Source organism: Paenibacillus glycinis (assembly GCF_009909185.1).
Taxonomy (GTDB): Bacteria; Bacillota; Bacilli; order Paenibacillales; family Paenibacillaceae; genus Paenibacillus_Z; species Paenibacillus_Z glycinis.
Map to the genome: position 1 here is coordinate 36,146 of NZ_JAAAMV010000028.1, position 18,293 is coordinate 54,438.

At 63.6% G+C, this 18,293-nt stretch carries 9 protein-coding genes; 7 read left to right on the forward strand and 2 right to left on the reverse strand.

Going from position 1 to position 18,293, the window contains the following annotated elements; translation table 11 throughout:
• The first annotated feature begins 179 nt into the window (after positions 1–179).
• Positions 180–4,403: a choice-of-anchor I family protein gene (locus GT019_RS26915; RefSeq protein ID WP_235949493.1), complete on the forward strand. Its 4,224-nt coding sequence runs from the start codon at positions 180–182 to the stop codon at positions 4,401–4,403.
• A 768-nt stretch (positions 4,404–5,171) separates the two neighbouring features.
• Here the strand turns inward: GT019_RS26915 and GT019_RS26920 are convergent.
• A complete protein-coding gene (locus GT019_RS26920; RefSeq protein ID WP_161746543.1) occupies positions 5,172–6,197 on the reverse strand; it encodes an electron transfer flavoprotein subunit alpha/FixB family protein in 1,026 nt (341 codons plus the stop codon).
• 278 nt (positions 6,198–6,475) lie between these two features.
• Positions 6,476–7,345, reverse strand: coding sequence for an electron transfer flavoprotein subunit beta/FixA family protein (locus GT019_RS26925; protein ID WP_161746544.1), 870 nt, complete (start codon positions 7,343–7,345; stop codon positions 6,476–6,478).
• A gap of 263 nt (positions 7,346–7,608) precedes the next feature.
• On the opposite strand from GT019_RS26925, the gene GT019_RS26930 reads away from it, so the two are divergent.
• The 6 genes from GT019_RS26930 (at position 7,609) to GT019_RS26955 (ending at position 18,250) form a co-directional block, all read left to right on the forward strand.
• Positions 7,609–9,909, forward strand: a complete 2,301-nt coding sequence (locus GT019_RS26930) for a (Fe-S)-binding protein (protein WP_235949506.1) — start codon at positions 7,609–7,611, stop codon at positions 9,907–9,909.
• A gap of 224 nt (positions 9,910–10,133) precedes the next feature.
• Entirely contained in the window at positions 10,134–12,590 is a 2,457-nt protein-coding gene (locus GT019_RS26935; RefSeq protein WP_161746545.1) for a 3-hydroxyacyl-CoA dehydrogenase/enoyl-CoA hydratase family protein, read from the forward strand.
• 74 nt (positions 12,591–12,664) lie between these two features.
• Positions 12,665–13,864 (forward strand): thiolase family protein, encoded by a 1,200-nt coding sequence (locus GT019_RS26940; RefSeq protein WP_161746546.1) that lies wholly within the window; start codon positions 12,665–12,667, stop codon positions 13,862–13,864.
• A gap of 180 nt (positions 13,865–14,044) precedes the next feature.
• Positions 14,045–15,859 carry an acyl-CoA dehydrogenase family protein gene (locus GT019_RS26945; RefSeq protein WP_161746547.1) on the forward strand — a complete coding sequence of 605 codons (1,815 nt, stop codon included), beginning with the start codon at positions 14,045–14,047 and terminating at the stop codon, positions 15,857–15,859.
• Between the two features lie 233 nt (positions 15,860–16,092).
• Positions 16,093–17,838 carry a long-chain-fatty-acid--CoA ligase gene (locus GT019_RS26950; protein ID WP_161746548.1) on the forward strand — a complete coding sequence of 582 codons (1,746 nt, stop codon included), beginning with the start codon at positions 16,093–16,095 and terminating at the stop codon, positions 17,836–17,838.
• Positions 17,819–18,250 carry a PaaI family thioesterase gene (locus GT019_RS26955; protein ID WP_161746549.1) on the forward strand — a complete coding sequence of 144 codons (432 nt, stop codon included), beginning with the start codon at positions 17,819–17,821 and terminating at the stop codon, positions 18,248–18,250. The genes GT019_RS26950 and GT019_RS26955 overlap by 20 nt, the downstream gene beginning before the upstream one ends.
• Positions 18,251–18,293 lie beyond the last annotated feature (43 nt).

Below are 18,293 nucleotides of genomic sequence, written 5' to 3' on the forward strand. Positions count from 1 at the left end.
CCCCGACGTATCCGTTGTCAAAACGGGCGATGGGGTCTTTTTCGCCGTGGCGCTTGAATCCTCGGAATCTTCGAAAATGTGCTGATATCGTTTACAAAACATCAAAATCTCTTTAACAATCTCGTCATAAAACTCCTATACGCTCAATGCGAGATCATAGAATAGGAGTTGAAGATCAGTTGAAAACGAGAAACAAGCGTCTATTGTCCCTGTTGCTGTCCGCAGAGATCGTAGCGAGCACGTTCATCGTTGCAATTCCAGCTTCCGCCGATGCGTCAGCGGTCGGTACGCCTTACGATGCGAACGGTGTTTATGATGTATCCGTGCCGCATGTGGTGATCAATCAGTATTATGGTTCGGGCACTTCGACGGGGGGCGCCGTCGATTACGGTTTTATCGAGCTCTATAATCCTACCGAGTCCGCCGTAGATCTTAGCACGTGGTCCATTCAATATGCCGATCGCGGAGGGAATGCGACAGGAGCGTCGGGTCCATGGCAGAAGTTAGACCTGTCCGGCACGATTCCCGCGCATGGTTATTACCTGATTCGCGGCGAAGCATCGCCTACGACGGCCGCGGATATTAAACTCTACTTGCCGGACGAGGCAGACAAGGAATTTGCGAGCGCGCTTCAAAACAAGGGCATGAAGGTCGTGCTCATGAGCAATCAAACGACCCTGGACGTGGCGAATCCGTTCGCGCAATCGACAAAGCCCGCAGGTTACGTTGACATGCTTGGAACGGGGAGCAATGACAAAACGACGGACATCGACGGTTACGAGAACGAATATCCCGCGGGACCGACCGTCGGAAGCGACACTGCCGGAACGACTGGCGGCACGTCCAAGAATATATCGTTGCGCCGCGTGAATTACGCGGATTCGGACAACAACAAGAACGATTTCGTGCAAATTACGTATAGCAAGCTCGCGAGCAGCGACTTGCCGACTTATAGCCCTCGCAATAGTGAAGGCATAGCGGGAACGGCTACGCCTCCGCCGGCGGGTCCGGGGAATCCGGAGCCGGTGGACTTGGTTTTGACCGGTTACTTGCCCGATGCTACCGCATCGCGCCCATACTCGGCTAAGTTTGATGCTTCCGGCGGAACCGGACCTTATGTTTACAGCGCGACAGGGCTTCCGTCAGGCTTGAATATCGACCCTTCGACGGGGCTGATTACCGGAACCGCCGCAGCGGCCTCGTTGAACGATGTCACCGTGACGGTCGCAGACAGCGCGACGCCGCCGAATTCGGTAAGCAAATCGGTTAACTTTGCGGTTAATCCCGTCTATCAAGACAAGATATCCATGAAAAAATTGGGATCCTTCATTGCCGGAACGCCGAATGAGGACGGCGGCGTGGCCGAGATCGTCAAATACAACCCGGAAAATCACAAATTTTATTCGGTCAACGGCTCCAGCGCGCCGGCCACGCTCGATATCGTAAGCTTGGATGACGAGGGCAAGCCCGTCCAAGATACCGTTAAAAAAATCAACATCGAAGATGCGCTGGCCGAAGCCAACATCCCGGATTTTGCCTACGGCGACTTCACCAGCGTCGATATCGACACGCAGCACGACTTGGTTTATGCGGCGATTCAAGAAAGGACCTATTCGAACAACGGCGTGATCCTCGTATTCGACTACGATGGCAATTACAAGTCGTACTACCAAGCCGGCGTTCAACCGGATATGGTGAAAGTCACGAAGGACGGACGCTACGTATTGACCGCCGATGAAGGCGAAGACAGACATGCGGGCATCGATCCGGAAGGAAGCGTGACGATCGTCGACACGCAGTCCGGTGAAGTGAAGCATGTGAAATTCGACAATCCGGAAGTCATCGCCGATAACGTGCACCTGCGCGGCACCGTCGACGAAGACGGCGTGATCACCGGACCTGCGGCTTCCAAGGAAGCGGCGATCTATGATCTCGAGCCGGAATACATCGCGCTGTCGGCCGATGAATCCAAAGCCTACGTGTCGCTGCAAGAAGGCAATGCGATCGGCACGATCGACATCGCCAACAAAACGGTCGAGTCGGTCAAAGGCTTGGGCTACAAGGATTTGAGCAAACCGGAAAATTCGCTGGACTTGGTGAAGGACGGTCTGATCCGTTTTGAAAACGTACCTTTCCAAGGCATGTTCATGCCGGATGGCATCGACTCGTATACGGTTGGCGGCAAAACGTACTTATTCACCGCCAACGAAGGCGACGGTACGGAGTGGCCGGACGCCGAGGAACCGGGCGACGAGAACTGGCCGGGCAGAACGAACGTCACGACGATCGGCGACGTCAAGGGGAATCTGAATCCGGATTCCGAAGCCGCTATTTTCCTGGCGAATCGCACCGTCAACGGAAAGACGCCTTACGACAAGGTGGAAGTGCCGAGCGATATGGGGCCGGACGGCATTTATTTATACGGCGGACGCTCTTTCTCCGTCTGGGATGCCGATACGATGGCTCCAGTCTATGACAGTCAGAACGACTTCGAGAAAATAACGGCGCAGCGGCTGCCGCAATATTTCAACTCGGATCATAAGGAAATCGGTTTCGACGCAAGAAGCCAGAAAAAAGGACCGGAACCGGAATACGTGAAGGTAGGCCAAGTAGGCAGCAAAACTTTCGCTTTCGTCGGTCTTGAGCGGATCAGCGGCATTATGACGTACGACGTCACCGATCCGACGCACCCGGCTTTCGTGAATTACGTCAATACGCGGAATTTCGGCACGCCCGAGGATCCATCCAATCCTTTGCAAACCGATGCGGGACCGGAAGGCATCGACTTTATTCCGGCTGCGGACAGCCCGACCGGACTTCCGCTGATTCTTGTCGCAAACGAAGTGGGCGGTACGATTTCCGTCATGGAAATGGGCTTTACCAAAGTGACGCTGGATCAAACGGCGCTTTCGTTCCAAACCGGAGACAATGCCAAGAAGCTGACGGCTACCGTGACGCCTGCGGCTGACGGCGCGGCAACGGTGGCGTGGTCGTCCTCGAACACCGCGGTCGCAACGGTCGATGCGAACGGCAACGTAACGCCGGTCGGCGCAGGCACGGCCGTCATCACGGCGCTCAGCGCGGATGGATACGGCATGGCGGAAGCGGCAATAACGGTTACGACTCCGTCCGGCTCTGGCGGTGGCGGCGGCCCGATCATCAACAACCCGGATAATTCCGATACGCCGACGGTAGACGGCTCCAAAGTCACGACCGAAGTCAAATCCGCGACGGACGCATCGGGCAACGCGACGGCCGCCATCACCGGCGAACAAGTCGATCAAGCCTTGTCCAAACTGAGCGCCGGTTCGGTTAACCGGATCGCGTTCAAAACGGTCGTCGACGCGAACGCGAAGCACGCGACGATCACCCTGCCGGCAGCGGCGGTCGATAAACTCGCGGGCAGCGCCGCGGAATCCGTGATCATCGATGCGGGCCTCGGACAAGTCTCCTTCGACCGGAAGGCATTGGCGGCGATCGCGAATGCGGCGACGACCGGAGACGTCAGCGTAACGGTAGCGAAGGCCGATCCTGCGAAGGCGGGCGAAGGTCTCTCCGCGCAAGCCCAAGCCGCCCTGAAGGAAGCGATCGGAACCCATCCGGCCTACGACTTCACGGTAACGGCGGACGGCAAGAAGGTATCCGATTTTGCGGGCGGCCTGGCAAGCATCAGCATTCCGTATACGCCGGCGGCGGGTGAAAACCCCAATGCGATCATCGCGTACTACATCGCGGATAACGGCGAGCTCGTGCTGGTGCCGCAAGCGAATTACGATGCGGCGACCGGTACGCTGAACTTCAAGGTCAAGCATTTCTCGCGCTATGCGGTAGCGTACAACGCCGTGAATTTCGGCGATATCGCAGCCAGCTTCGCGAAAGACCACATCACGTACCTGTCGGCGAGAGAGATCATCAAAGGAACGAGCGCAACGAGCTTCAATCCGAAAGCAAACGTGACGAGAGCCGATTTCACGCTGATTCTGGCGCGCACGGCAGGCGTCGACCTGAGCACTTACAGCGGCAGCCAATTCAGCGACGTCAGCGCCGATGCGTACTATGCGCAGTCCGTAGCATGGGCGGCATCGACCGGCATCACGAACGGCGTTACCGCAGGACAATTCAGCCCGAACGCGAACATCACGCGCGAGCAAATGGTGGCGATGATCGCGCGTTTTGCCGATAAGCTGAGCTTCAAGCTGCCGGCAACGGCGCCGAGCTTGCCGTTCGCGGATGCGTCCAGCATCTCGGCTTTCGCGCAGGATGCGGCGGCAGCCGTTCAACAAGCGGGCATCATCAACGGCAAGCCAAGCGGAAGCCAAACGGCGTTCGCGCCGAAGGACTTCGCTTCGCGCGAAGAGACGGCGAAAATGATCGCCGTGCTGTTCCAATTGATGGCGAAGTAATTGCATTGGTAGTGGCCAAATTAGCCCGGATCGCTCAGCGGTCCGGGCTGTTTGGTTTTTGCCGAGGGGGAAGAGCGCCTCGCTCAGCGGTTTGGCTGTTTTGCGTAAGGCGAGTGGGCGATCGCTTCGTTCAGCGGCTAAGCTTTTATGCTTACTACGAGAGAAAGCACCAGCATTGCTTCGGTTTTCGGTGAGACAGCGAAAATTCCGAGCAGAAGTGATCGACCCTTCGCAACGGGCGCATCAATTCAAAATGTCCCTTCCTCGCACATGGCCGGGAATTGACGGATCGAATTCCGATTACGCGTTATAAATTCTGCAAAAGTGCATCAATAATTGTCCCGGCAGCTACGTGGAGCGAGTTTGATGCAAAAGTACATTAATTTATTGCATATCCGATGATTGCTCGGTAATAGCCGTAAAATTGCTGTAGAAAGGCATCAATATCTGAATGGAGGACCATTCAGACAACATTTACTGCATAATTGCATCAAATTCACTTCCAATCTCGTGTTCGAGTGCTTGATGCCGTTCACAAACGAACGGCGGTACCGGAGTACTCGTCCATATGCGGGGGAGCGAAACGGGATGTAGAAATTGGCGCAGGACGATTGCTTGGTATGCGTTCGCTTCGATCGTATCGGCAGACGAATCTGGGGCTCGGTTACGAATGCTCCGGCGGGCACGTTCTGAACGTGGTATCGCCTTTAGTCGAGGAAGTGGGGAGTAGGGAATTTCTATCCGGACGAACGGCAAACGCCGGGCTTGTTACGCGCCCGGCGTTTCGAAAATGCGTTTGAACTGCGCCGTCAACAGCGGCACGACCTCGAACAAGTCCCCGACGATTCCGTAATCGGCTATGCCGAAGATGGGGGCGTCGGGGTCTTTGTTGATCGCGACGATGACGCGGGACTGGCTCATGCCGGCCAAATGCTGGATCGCGCCGCTGATGCCGCAGGCAACGTAGAGCTTCGGCGTAACGGTCTTGCCGGTCTGCCCGATCTGCAGTGCGTAGTCGCAGTAGCCGGCATCGCATGCGCCGCGCGAGGCGCCGACCGCGCCGCCGAGGACTTCGGCCAGCGCGGCGAGCGGCGCGAAGCCTTCCGCGCTGCGCACGCCCCTGCCGCCGGCGACGATGATGTCCGCCTCGGCGAGATCGACCGTGCCGGCGGCTTTGCGGGCGATGCCGCGGACGACGGTCCAAAGCGGCGGCGCCGCATAAGGCAGCGCCGCGATCGCGCCCTCGCTGCCGGCCGCGACCGGCTCCGCGACGGGCAAATTATTGGGGCGCACCGTAACGACCTGCGGCGCGCCGGGCAGAAACCGCCGCTGCTCGAACGCCTTGCCGGCGTAGAGCGGGCGGGTGAACACCGCGGCCGCGCCGCCATCGTCCCCGAGGTCGATGGCGGTCACGTCCGCGACGTGGCCGCCGCCGGCCGCGGCGGCCACGCGGGGCGCGAGCTCGCGCCCCGCCGCGGTGTGGCCGAGCACGATCACGCTCGGCCGCGCCGCGGCAACGGCGGCGCCGATGGCGGCGGCGTACGCCTCCGGCGCAAAGCCGGCCAGGGCCGGGTCGTCCACGACATGGACGACCCCCGCCCCCCGGGCGGCGAGCTCCGCGGCGGCTTCCCGCAGCGCCGCCCCGGGCCCGCCGCCGACGACGACGGCGTGCACGGCGCCGCCGTCGCCGGCCAGCCGCCGCGCGGCGCCGAGCGCCTCCAGCGCCACGCGGCGCAGCTTGCCGTCCATGCACTCGGCATACACGAGTGCCGTTCGATTCGCAGTATCGGTCATCGTTCCATGACCTCCTCTCTCTTATGAAACGGCTCGCGCCGCCAGATCGCCGGCGCGGCGAGCGTCATTACGAAACACGCTAGCGCAGAAACGATGAATATCCGATTCCAGCCCAAGGTTGAACAGCTCCGGCCGCAACAACTCTAGATGCTCCAGATGCTTCCGGCGTGCTGCGCCAGCATCCCGCGCGGGCATGCGTCCCACCGAGCGAAGCGGCTAGCGCCATTCGAACACTTCCGGCTCAATACCGGCGAAACGGCTCCCTGCCGGAGGTGGGACTAAAACAACTTCGCTTCGCGCTGCAGCAGCTCCGCAAGCTGCCCGGCCTGCTCCGCGGGCGTGCCGCTCAGCTTGCGTCCCGCCGCGCGGACCGGCGGCGCGAGGAGCGCCACGCGCTCCGTCCGCGGCGCAAGGTCGTCCGCGCCGAGCCCGAGCTCCGCCGCGCCGAGCTGGCGGAGCGGCTTGCGCTTCGCCTTCATGATGCCCGGCAGCGACGGATAGCGCGGTTCGTTCAACCCTTGCTGCGCCGTAACGAGCGCGGGCAGGGGAACCGCGACCGTTTCCACGCCCCATTCCGTGTCCCGCTCCACGACGGCGATTCGACCTCCGCCGCCGCCCCATGCGGCTCCGCTCGGCGCCTGCGCGCCGGCAGCGCCGGCGGGAGCGTCTCCCGCGCCTTTGCCGGAACCCGCTCCCGCCGAGCCGGCCTCCACCGTCAGCTTCAATGCCGCCGACGCATGCGGCAGCCCGAGCCGCTCGGCGACCTGCAGCGCGACGCTGCCCGCGCCCCGGTCCACGGCGAACAGGCCCGCCAATACCAGATCCGGCACTAGCTCCCGCACCGCCGCGGCAAGCAGCGCCGCGACGGCGTATCCGTCATCCGGGAGCCCGTCCTGCGCGATCAGCGCGGCCTCGTCCGCGCCCATGGCCAAGGCGGTGCGAAGCGCCTCCGCGGCGCGGGCGCTGCCGCAGGAGACGACCGTCACGCTGCCGCCGTGGACCTCGCGCAGACGAAGCGCTTCCTCGAGCGCGTATTCGTCGTACGGGTTCAGGATGAACTTCACGCCGTCTTCGGCGACGGCTCCGTTTTCGATGGCGATTTTTTCCTCCGTATCGAAGGTTTGCTTGATCAATACGACCAGCTGCATCGGTATCGAAACACCTCCCGATCGTTCTGTAATTGCCCGCGGCTGTCATACCGTCCCGCGGCCGCCGAATACGATAGCATATACCGTCCGAGCGCCGCTGCCGCCCCTGTTACCTTATGAACTTGGCCCTCGAAATAGACCGCGCCGGCCGCCGGTTCCGGCCCTTCGCGACATGTTGAAGACCGCCCGGACATATACTGAACCACTCCGCGTTTCCGAGGGAAGGAGGGAGCCTTGTGGCGGGATTAAGCGATCATGCCTGGATGCTGACGATCCGATGGTTTTTCTTCGCCCTGCTGACGCTGACGGCGCTGGCCTGCTTTTACGCGGTGGTCCGTCGGCGGTTGGACTACATGCTGCTGGGCCGGAGCGAGCGGCGGAAGCCTCCGCCTCCGCATGACCCGTCGGACCCCGAGAACGACCATCGCGACGAGATGCTTCAGGTCTCCTCGTTCGCAACGGCAGCCAAGCTGGCGTCGGAAGCGGCGCCGCGGTTCGAGTGGAGCCTGGCCTGGGCGAATCAGGTATTCGGCCACCGCAAGCTGTTGAAGGACATTCGCAGCGGGATCATGCATGTCGTGCTGTTTTACGGGTTCATCGTGCTGCAATTCGGCGCGGCGGACATCATTTGGAAAGGGCTCACGGGCGCGGCGATCCCGTATCCGGCCTACCGGGGATTCGTGCTTACGCAGGAAATCGCGGTGACGCTCGTGCTGCTCGCGATTGTCTACGGCACGTTCCGACGGTACGTGGAGCGGCTGCGGCGGCTGAAGCGCGGCTGGAAGCCGTCGATCGTGCTTTGGTTTATCGGAGGACTGATGCTGACGGTCCTTCTCACGCAGGCCTTCGACCGATTAAAGGAAGCGGTGCCATCCGGCCAGGGCGGCGGGGACGTGCTCTACTCCGGCTACGCCCCGGTGTCCTCGGCGCTGGCCGACGGCTTCCGGGAGATCGGGCTGACGTCCGGCGCGGGCGGCGTCCTGTACGAAGTGTTTTGGTTGCTGCATCTGGCGGTGCTGCTCGGATTTCTGGTGTACGTGCCGCAGTCGAAGCATTTTCACATCTTCACCGCGCCGGTCAATCTGTGGCTGCGCCGCCGGACGCCGCCGGGCAGGCTGGCGCCGCTGGATCTGGAGGACGAGGAGGCGGAGTCGTTTGGGGTCGGGGCGGTGGAGCAGTTCACGCGCAAGCAGCTGCTCGACCTCTATGCCTGCGTCGAGTGCGGCAGATGCACGAACGTGTGCCCGGCCTCGTCCACGGGCAAGCTGCTGTCCCCCATGCATTTGATCGTCAAGCTGCGCGACCATTTGACCGAGAAAGGCGCCGCGATCACCTCGAAGTCCCCTTGGGTGCCGGCCTTCGGCGGAAGCGGGGAAACGGGCGCGCACGTGATGTCGGGGACGGTGCCCCTGTGGTCCGGCGGCGGCTCCGCGCGGACGACCATCGAGCCGACCATGACGGCGCAGAAGCAGGCTTGGCATGCGCAGGCGGACGCGGCGGCGACGGACGTCGCGCTGATCGGCGACGTGATGACGGAGTCGGAGCTGTGGGCGTGCACGACCTGCCGGAACTGCGAGGACCAATGCCCGGTCGGCAACGAGCACGTGGACAAAATCATCGACATGCGCCGTTACCTCGTCCTGACGGAAGGCCGCGTCCCGTCCGAAGCGCAGCGCGCCATGCAAAATATCGAGCGCCAGGGCAATCCGTGGGGACTGCCCCGCGCGGAGCGCGCGTCATGGCTTGCGGCCTACGAAGCGGCCGTTCCCGATGCGCCGCCGGTGCCGACGATGCGGGACGCGGCCGGACGCGGCGAACAGCCGGAGCTGCTGCTGTGGGCCGGCACGATGGGCGCGTACGACCAGCGCAGCCGCAAGATCCTGTTCGCGGTGGTGCGCCTGCTTCAGGAAGCCGGCGTGCCGTTCGCCGTCCTCGGCGGCGAGGAGAAGAATTCCGGCGATACCGCGCGGCGCCTGGGCAACGAGCTATTGTTCCAAACGCTGTGCGCCGAAAACGTCGCCACGCTCCAGCGTTACGGCATCCGGCGCATCGTCACGATTTGCCCGCATACGTTCAATGCGCTGAAGAACGAATACGGCGACTTCGGCCTCGCGCGGTCGGTGGCGGTGGAGCATCACACGACGCTGCTGGCCCGGCTGGTCGCGGAGGGGGCGCTGACGCCTTCGCATACGGTGAGCGAGCGGGTCGTCTATCACGATTCCTGCTACTTGGGCCGCTACAACGGCGTGTACGACGCGCCGCGGGAGCTGCTGCGGGCGATTCCCGGCGTGAAGCTGCTGGAGATGGAGCGGAACCGCGCGAACGGCCTGTGCTGCGGCGCGGGAGGCGGCCTGATGTGGATGGAGGAGCGCAGCGTCGTGCGCGTGAACGAAGCCCGCGCGGCGCAGGCGCTGGAAACGTCCCCGACGGTGATCGGATCCGCCTGCCCGTACTGCCTCACGATGATGGAGGACGGCATCAAGCTGCACGACGCCGAATCCGGCGTCCGCGCGCGGGACGTCGCCGAGCTGCTCGCCGAGAGCGTGTTCGGCGACGGACGGTAATGAAGGGCGGAACGAACAGCCGGCCGGTGCTTGCCGGTCGGCTGTTGGCCCCGTAGGTACGGAGCTGAACGGTACCTAGTGCCGTACATGACCGCCGAGACGGCCACGGTCCAGCGCCATACGGCTATCGCCAAATCACGGGATGCGTCGATTCTCGGCTATGCATACAGTTTGGCCCCCGGCTGCCGCCGCTATCGTCAAGCGCCAGCCGGCATCGCCGCGCCATGCGGCAAATTCACTACGAAGGAGGGAACGGTGTGGGAGAACGATCGACGCCGTCGCCGGCGATTCGCCGCGCGGCCGTCATTGGATCGGGCGTGATGGGGGCGGGCATCGCCGCCCAGCTGGCCAATGCGGGCATTCGCGTGCTGCTGCTGGATGTGCCGCCGGCATCGCTGACCGAGCAGGAAGCAAGGAGCGGGGCGACGCTGCAGGACCGGGCCGTCCGCAACCGGCTGGCCGCGGCCAGCCTCGCCAAGCTTGCCAAGCAAGAGCCGCCCGCGCTGTACGAGGCTTCGTTCATCCATCGCATCGCGGCCGGCAATTTGGAGGACGATCTCGGCCGGCTCGGCGAGGCGGAATGGATCGTCGAGGCCGTGGTCGAGCGGCTGGACGTCAAGCGGAGCGTTTTTGCCCGCGTCGAATCCGTGCTGCGGCCGGGCACGCTCGTCTCGTCCAACACGTCGGGATTGTCCGTGGCGGCGATGACCGAGGGGCGCGGGGAGGCGTTCCGGAAGCAGTTCGCGGTGACGCACTTTTTCAACCCGCCGCGCCATATGAAGCTGGTCGAGCTGGTGCCGGGTCCGGATACGGCGGCCGGGACGCTGAGCAGGCTCGCCGCGATATGCGAGCAGCAGCTCGGCAAAGGCGTCGTCCTTGCCAAGGACACGCCGAATTTCATCGCCAACCGGATCGGGACGTACGGCATGCTGACGACGATCGAGGCGATGCGCGCCTTCGGGCTCGGCGTCGACGAGGTCGACGCGTTGACCGGTCCGGCCATGGGCCGGCCGAAGACCGCCACGTTCCGGATGCTGGACCTCGTCGGATTGGATACGCTGCTGCACGTCTTGGACAACGTGCGGGAACGAAGCGAGGATCCTTCGGAGCGCGACGCGTTCGCGAGACCGCCGGTCCTGGAGGCGCTCGTGGCCAACGGGTGGATCGGGGAGAAGGCGGGAAGCGGCTTTTACCGCAAAATCAAGCGTCCCGGCGGGCGCAGCGACATCGAGACGCTGCAGCCGGATACCCTGACGTACGCGCCGCGGCGGAGCGTGAATTCGCCGGTCATCGAAGCGGCCAAGGCCGCCAAGGGCGCCGCCGCCAAGGTCAAGGCGCTGCTGTTCACGGAGCCGAACGACCGCTATGCCCGGTTCGCCTGGCAGGCGATCAAGACGGTATTGCTGTATTCGGCCCGGCAGCTGGGCGTCGTCGCGGACACGATTCCGGACATCGACCGCGCGTTGGTCTGGGGCTTCAATTGGGAGCTGGGACCGTTCGAGCTGTGGGACGCGATCGGATTGGAGCGTTCCGTCCAGCGCATGCGGGCGGAGGGCGACGAGATTCCGGGCTGGCTGGAGGAATGGCTCGCCGCCGGCAACCGCAGCTTCTATAAACAGGAAGGCTCGCTGCGCTTCTACGTGAACCGCGGCGAATACCGGCAGCTGGAGGAAGAACGGGACGTCATCTCGCTCCAGGCGCTCAAGGCTTCCGGCAAAACCGTGCTCGGCAACGCCGGCGCCTCCCTGCTCGACCTGGGCGACGACGTCGCGGGACTCGTGTTCCACTCGCCGAACAACGCGATCGGCGGTGACATTCTGACCGCGATCCGGCAAAGCGCGGAGGAGGTCGGCCGCAACTGGCGCGGGCTCGTCGTCGCGAACGAGGGACGGCATTTCTGCGTCGGCGCGAATCTGACGATGCTCCTGCTCGAAGCGCAAAACGGCGATTTCGACGAGATCGACGACATCATCTCCTTGTTCCAGAACAGCATGCTGACGCTCAAGCGCCTCGATCGTCCCGTCGTGGCGGCGCCTCACCGGATGACGCTCGGCGGCGGCGTCGAAGCCTGCCTGCCGGCGGACCGGATCGTGTTCGCGGCGGAAACGTATTTCGGCCTCGTCGAGACCGGCGTCGGCCTCATTCCCGCCGGCGGCGGGTGCAAGGAAGCGGCCGCGCTCGCGGATGCCCGCGCCGGCGCGGGCGGCGACCTGCAGCCGCAGATCAACGCGATGTTCGAGACGATCGCGATGGCCAAGACGTCGACGAGCGGCTTCGACGTCGCCCGCCTCGGCTTCATGCGGCCGCAGGATCGCGTCGTCATCCGCGGCGAATCGCGGACGGCGGAAGCGAAACGGACCGTGCTCGCGATGGACCGCGAAGGATACGTCCCGCCCGACGCGGGCCGGAGGATTCGCGTGGCGGGCCGCGAAGGGCGCGCCGTGCTGCAGCTGGCGGTGGAGAATATGCGACTCGGCGGGATGGCGACGCCGCACGACGTGTGGATCGGCCGCAAGCTGGCGCATGTGCTCGCCGGAGGCGACGCGCCGCCGGGCGCGGAGGTCAGCGAGCAGTACCTGCTCGATCTGGAGCGCGAGGCGTTCCTCAGCCTGTGCGGCGAGCCGCTGACGCAGGCGCGCATGGCTCATATGCTGACGACCGGAAAGCCGCTGCGCAATTAGGGGCGGCTTGCATCGAACGGATCGCGCATCTTCTATCCTGTATTCAAACCAACCCCTAAAGGAGGAACCCATCCATGAGCGCTGCACGAAATCCGCGGGATGCCGTGATCGTATCGGCGGTCCGCACCGCCGTCGGCAAAGCGAAGAAGGGCAGCCTGGCCGACACGCGCGCCGAGGATCTGGGCCGCGCCGTGCTGCGCGCGGCCGTCGACCGCGTGCCTGGGCTGGAGTACGCCGATGTCGAGGACGTCGTCATCGGCTGCGCGATGCCCGAGGGCGAGCAGGGGCTGAACTTCGCCCGCATCATGACGCTGTATGCGGGCTTTCCGGTTGCGACGCCGGCCGTGACCGTCAACCGGTTTTGCGCGTCCGGGCTGCAGGCGATCGCCTATGCCGCGGAACGGATCCGTCTCGGCGAGGCGGACGTCGTCCTCGCCGGCGGCGTCGAAAGCATGAGCCATGTCCCCATGACCGGCTTCAAGCTTTCGCCGCATCCCGGCATCGCTGACAGCATGCCGGAGGTGTACATGGGCATGGGCCACACGGCCGAGGAGGTGGCCCGGCGCTACGGCATCAGCCGCGAGGCGCAGGACGCGTTCGCGGCCGAGAGCCATCGCAAGGCGGCACGGGCGATTGCCGAAGGGCGCTTCCGCGAGGAGATCGTCCCGCTGCATATCCGGCGGGAGGGCGTCGGCGACGACGGCAGGCCGTGGGCCAAGTCGTTTACGTTCGACCAGGACGAAAGCGTGCGCGCGGATACGACGCCGGAGGTATTGGCGAAGCTGAAGCCGTCCTTCGCCCGGGAAGGCTCCGTGACGGCGGGCAACGCTTCGCCGATGAACGACGGCGGAGCCGCGGTCGTCGTCATGAGCCGGGAGCGCGCGGAACGGCTCGGCGTCAAGCCGCTGGCGACATTTCGCGCCTATAGCGTGGCCGGCGTAGCGCCGGAGGTGATGGGCATCGGTCCGATCGAGGCGATCCCCAAAGCGCTCGCCCGCGCCAATCTCGCGCTCGAGCAGGTGGATCTCGTCGAGCTGAACGAAGCGTTCGCCGCGCAATGCCTGCCGATCATCCGGGAGCTCGGCATCGATCCCGCGATCGTGAACGTCAACGGCGGCGCGATCGCGCTCGGCCATCCGCTCGGCTGCACGGGCGCGAAGCTGTCCGTCTCGCTGATCCACGAGCTGCGGAGGCGCGGCGGCGGAACCGGCATCGTCTCGATGTGCGTCGGGGGAGGCATGGGAGCAGCCGGCGTCTTTTCGGCGGAGCCGTAACCGGAACGAACAACCATGCCTGATTCGGTTGAACCTCACGTTCTATCCTTGGTCCGCTAGTCTTGACCTGCCGACTCTCGCCAACGCCGACGTGGCATGGAGCGAGGCAGGCATTCTTCGAGCATCATTCGCGCATTCCTACATCGCATCTCCCGCTTTACAGAGAAAGGAGGCATCGGTATGGCGCAGAACAAAGGTTGGGGCGGCCGGTTCGTAGTGGAGGACATGGCGCCGGAAGACATTGTCACGCCGGAGGATTTCACCGAGGAACAAGTGATGATCGGCGAAGCGGCCCGCGCTTTTCTCGAGGGCGAGATCCGTCCCCGCGACGCGGAGATCGAAGCGCTGGATTATACATTGACCGTGGAGCTGATGCGCAAGGCCGGGGAACTCGGCCTGCTCGGCGCCGACGTGCCGGAAGCGTACGGCGGACTCGGTCTCGACAAGGTCAGTTCGACGCTGCTGGCCGAGACGCTGGCCGAGGCGTCTTCCTTCGCGCTCTCCGTCGGCGCGCACGTGGGCATCGGCACGCTTCCGATCGTATTCTTCGGCTCGACGGAGCAGAAGTCGAGGTACCTGCCCGAGCTGGCCGCCGGCAAGAAAATCGCGGCCTACTGCCTGACGGAGCCCGCATCCGGCTCCGATGCGCTCGGGGCGCGGACGACGGCGAGGCTGAATCCCGAGGGCACCCATTACGTGCTGAACGGCTCCAAGCTGTACATCACGAATTCCGGGTTCGCCGACCTGTTCATCGTGTACGCGAAGGTGAACGGGGACCATTTTACCGCCTTCATCGTGGAACGGGGCTCGCCGGGCTTCAGCATCGGGCCGGAGGAGCACAAGATGGGCATCAAAGGGTCCTCGACCTGCCCGATCTTCTTCGACGACACCCCGGTGCCGGTCGCGAACGTGCTCGGCGAGGTGGGCAAAGGCCATATCATCGCGTTCAATATTCTGAACATCGGGCGTTTCAAGCTGGCCGCGGGCTGCGTCGGCGGCGCGAAGGAAGCGGTCGGGCTCGCCGCCAAGTATGCCAGCGGGCGCAAGCAGTTCGGCCGGCCGATCGCGTCCTTTCCGCTGATCGGGGCGAAGCTGGCGGACATGAACATCGCGGCTTACGTCACGGAAAGCATGGTGTACCGCACGGCCGGCTGGATCGACGAGATGCTGCAGGCCACCGAGTCCCGGGACGGCGAGACCGGCGCGGGCGAATCCGGCGCCCGGGCGGCCAAGGCGATCTCCGAGTACGCGCTGGAATGCTCCATCAATAAGGTGTTCGCGACGGAGGCGCTCGATTACGTAGCGGACGAAGCCGTTCAAATCCACGGCGGGTACGGCTATATCAAGGATTACAAGGTGGAGCGGATCTACCGGGATTCCCGGATTAACCGGATCTTCGAGGGCACGAACGAGATCAACCGGATGCTCATCCCCGGCACGCTGATGAAGAAGGCGCTCAAGGGCGAGCTGCCTTTGCTGCGCAAAGCGCGGGCCCTGCAGGCGGAGCTGCTGCAGCCGATGCCGCTTCCGTCCTTCGACGCGCCGCTCGGCAAGGAAACGTACCGCATCGGCCAGGCCAAGCGGACCTTTCTCGCCGTCGGCGGCCTCGCGGTGCAGCGGTACGGGCTGGCGTTGGAGCAGCAGCAGGAGGTGCTGTGCCTGCTCGCCGACATGATGATCCAGACGTTCGCAATGGAAAGCGCCGCGCTGCGCACCCGCAAAATGCTGCAGCGCGCCGGTGCCGCAGGCGCCGAATCCGCGGCTTCCGCCCGCACCCGCAATGCCGTCGACATGACGGTCGTGTTCGTGCAGGAAGCGATGGAGCGCATCGAGCGTTACGCGAAGACGGCCTTGTCCGCCCTGGAAACGGGCGACGCGCTCCAAACGCAGCTCGCCGTGCTGAAGAAGCTGATGCGAGCGCCGCTGGACGATACCGTCGCGCTCAAGCGAAGCATCGCCGCCCGCGTGATCCGCGGCCAGCAATATACGTTGTAGCGAGCGCTTGCGCAAAAACTTGGCTTATGTTTTTGAAGCTGGTTTTTGCTTGCGATGATGCTTTTTCAAATAGTTTCACAAAAACTTGGGCATATGCTTCCGAAGCGAGTTTTGCTCGCGAGGATGTAGCTCTGGTCGTATCGCAAAAACTTGGCTTATGCTTCCGAAGCTAGTTTTTGCTCGCAAAGATGCCTTTCCCAAGAAGTTTCACAAAAACTTTAGGAGGCGGGGAAATGGACCATCAGCTCGCTTTGCCCTGGCTTCGCAATTACCCCGGCGAAGTGGCGCCGGACGTGGAAATTCCGAATCTCGCCATCGGCGAGCTGCTGCTCCAGGCCGCCGCCAAATATCCCGCCAACGAGGCGTTGTTCTTCTTCGGCAAGCGGACGACGTACAAAGAATTGCTCGCCGCCGCGCAACGGATGGCGGCAGGTCTTCAAGCGGCCGGCGTGGGCAAGGGAGACCGCGTCGCCGTCATGCTGCCGAATTGCCCGCAAGCCGTCATCGCTTATTTCGGCGTGCTGCTTGCGGGCGGAGTCGTGGTCATGACGAATCCGCTCTACGTGGAGCGCGAGCTGGAGCATCAATTGCGGGACAGCGGCGCGTCCGTCATCGTCACGCTCGACATGCTGTACCCCCGGCTGGCGCGGGTGCGGGGCGATACGCCGGAGTCCGGTCCCGTCCCGCAGCTGCGGAAGGTCATCGTGACGTCGATCCAGGACGGACTTCCGTTTCCGAAGAACCTGCTCTATCCCGTCAAGCAGCGCCGCGCCGGCAAACAGCCGCAGATTCCGTACGGCAAGGACGGCGTGACGAGGTTCGCGTCCTTCATGGCGAAAGCCCCGAAGCTGCCGGCCGAGGTCGCGCCCGACCCGGAGCGGGATATCGCGCTGCTCCAGTACACGGGCGGCACGACGGGCACGGCCAAGGGCGTGATGCTGACGCATCGGAACCTGATCGCGAACGCGGCCCAGTGCGAGGCGTGGTTTTACCGGGTGCAGGAGGGGAAGGAGCGTTTTCTGGCGGCGCTGCCGCTCTTTCACGTGTTCGGGCTGACGGTGATCATGAATTTTTCCGTGCTGAAGGCGGGTTCGATCGTGCTGCTTCCGCGGTTCGAGATCGAGGCCGTGCTGAAGGCGATCCGCGACGAGAAACCGTCGATCTTTCCCGGGGCGCCGACGATGTACGTCGCGCTGCTCAATCACCCCGAGGCGAAGAAATACGACCTGTCGTCGATCAAGGCGTGCATCAGCGGGTCCGCGCCGCTGCCCTTGGAGGTGCAGACGCAGTTCGAAGCGGTTACCGGCGGCCGGTTGATCGAGGGCTACGGCTTGACGGAAGCGGCGCCGGTGACGCATGCGAACCCGATCTGGACCAAGCGCAAGATCGGCACGATCGGACTGCCGCTGCCCGGCACGCTGGCCAAGGTCGTCGATCTGGAGACGGGCGAGACGCTGCCGCCGGGCGAGATCGGCGAGCTGCTGGTCAAGGGCCCGCAGGTGATGCAGGGCTACTGGAACAAGCCGGAGGCGACGGCAGCGGCGCTGCAGGAGGGCTGGCTGCGAACCGGAGATCTGGCGCAGATCGACGGCGACGGCTTCTTCACCATCGTCGACCGGATCAAGGACATCATCATCGCCGGGGGCTTCAACATCTATCCGCGCGAAGTGGAAGAGGTGCTGTATGAGCACCCGGGCGTCAAGGAAGCGGCCGTCATCGGCTTGAAGGACGCGTACCGCGGCGAGACGGTGAAGGCGTTCGTCGTGCTGCGCAAGGACGTGAACGTCTCTTCCATGCAGCTCGACCGTTGGTGCAGGGAGCGGCTGGCCGTGTTCAAGGTGCCCCATGTGTACGAATTTCGCTCCGAACTGCCGATGACGATGATCGGCAAGGTGCTCCGGCGCAAGCTGCAGGAGGACGAGGAACTGGCCGCGGCCGGGAACGATGAGGGTGGGGAGCATGAAGGAAAGCGGGAATGACCGTTCGGAGGACGGCCGATCGGCGCTGGAAGCGATGGAATCCGCGGCGAAGCAGACGTTTTGGGGCTACCTGGGCTGCGAGCTGGTGTCCGCGGATCCGGGCAGGGCGGCGATATCGCTGCGATTGAGGCCGGAACATTTGAACATGGCGGGCATCGTGCACGGGGGCGTGCTGGCTTCGCTGCTCGACAATGCGATGGGCCTTGTCGCGATTTTGGCGTGTCCGGAGGAACGGACGGTAACGACCGGATTGAACGTGCATTATTTACAAAGCTCGTCGGAAGGCGTGCTGACCTGCGAAGCGGAGCTGATTCACCGTTCGCGGCGAACGCTCACGTTGGAGGGGCGAATTGCCGATAATAACGGTGAGCTCCTTGTATGGGGAAGCGGAACGTTTCGCAGGGTAACTTGATTGTAACATGTTACATTTCTGTAGCCGGTTGTCCGCCGCATTG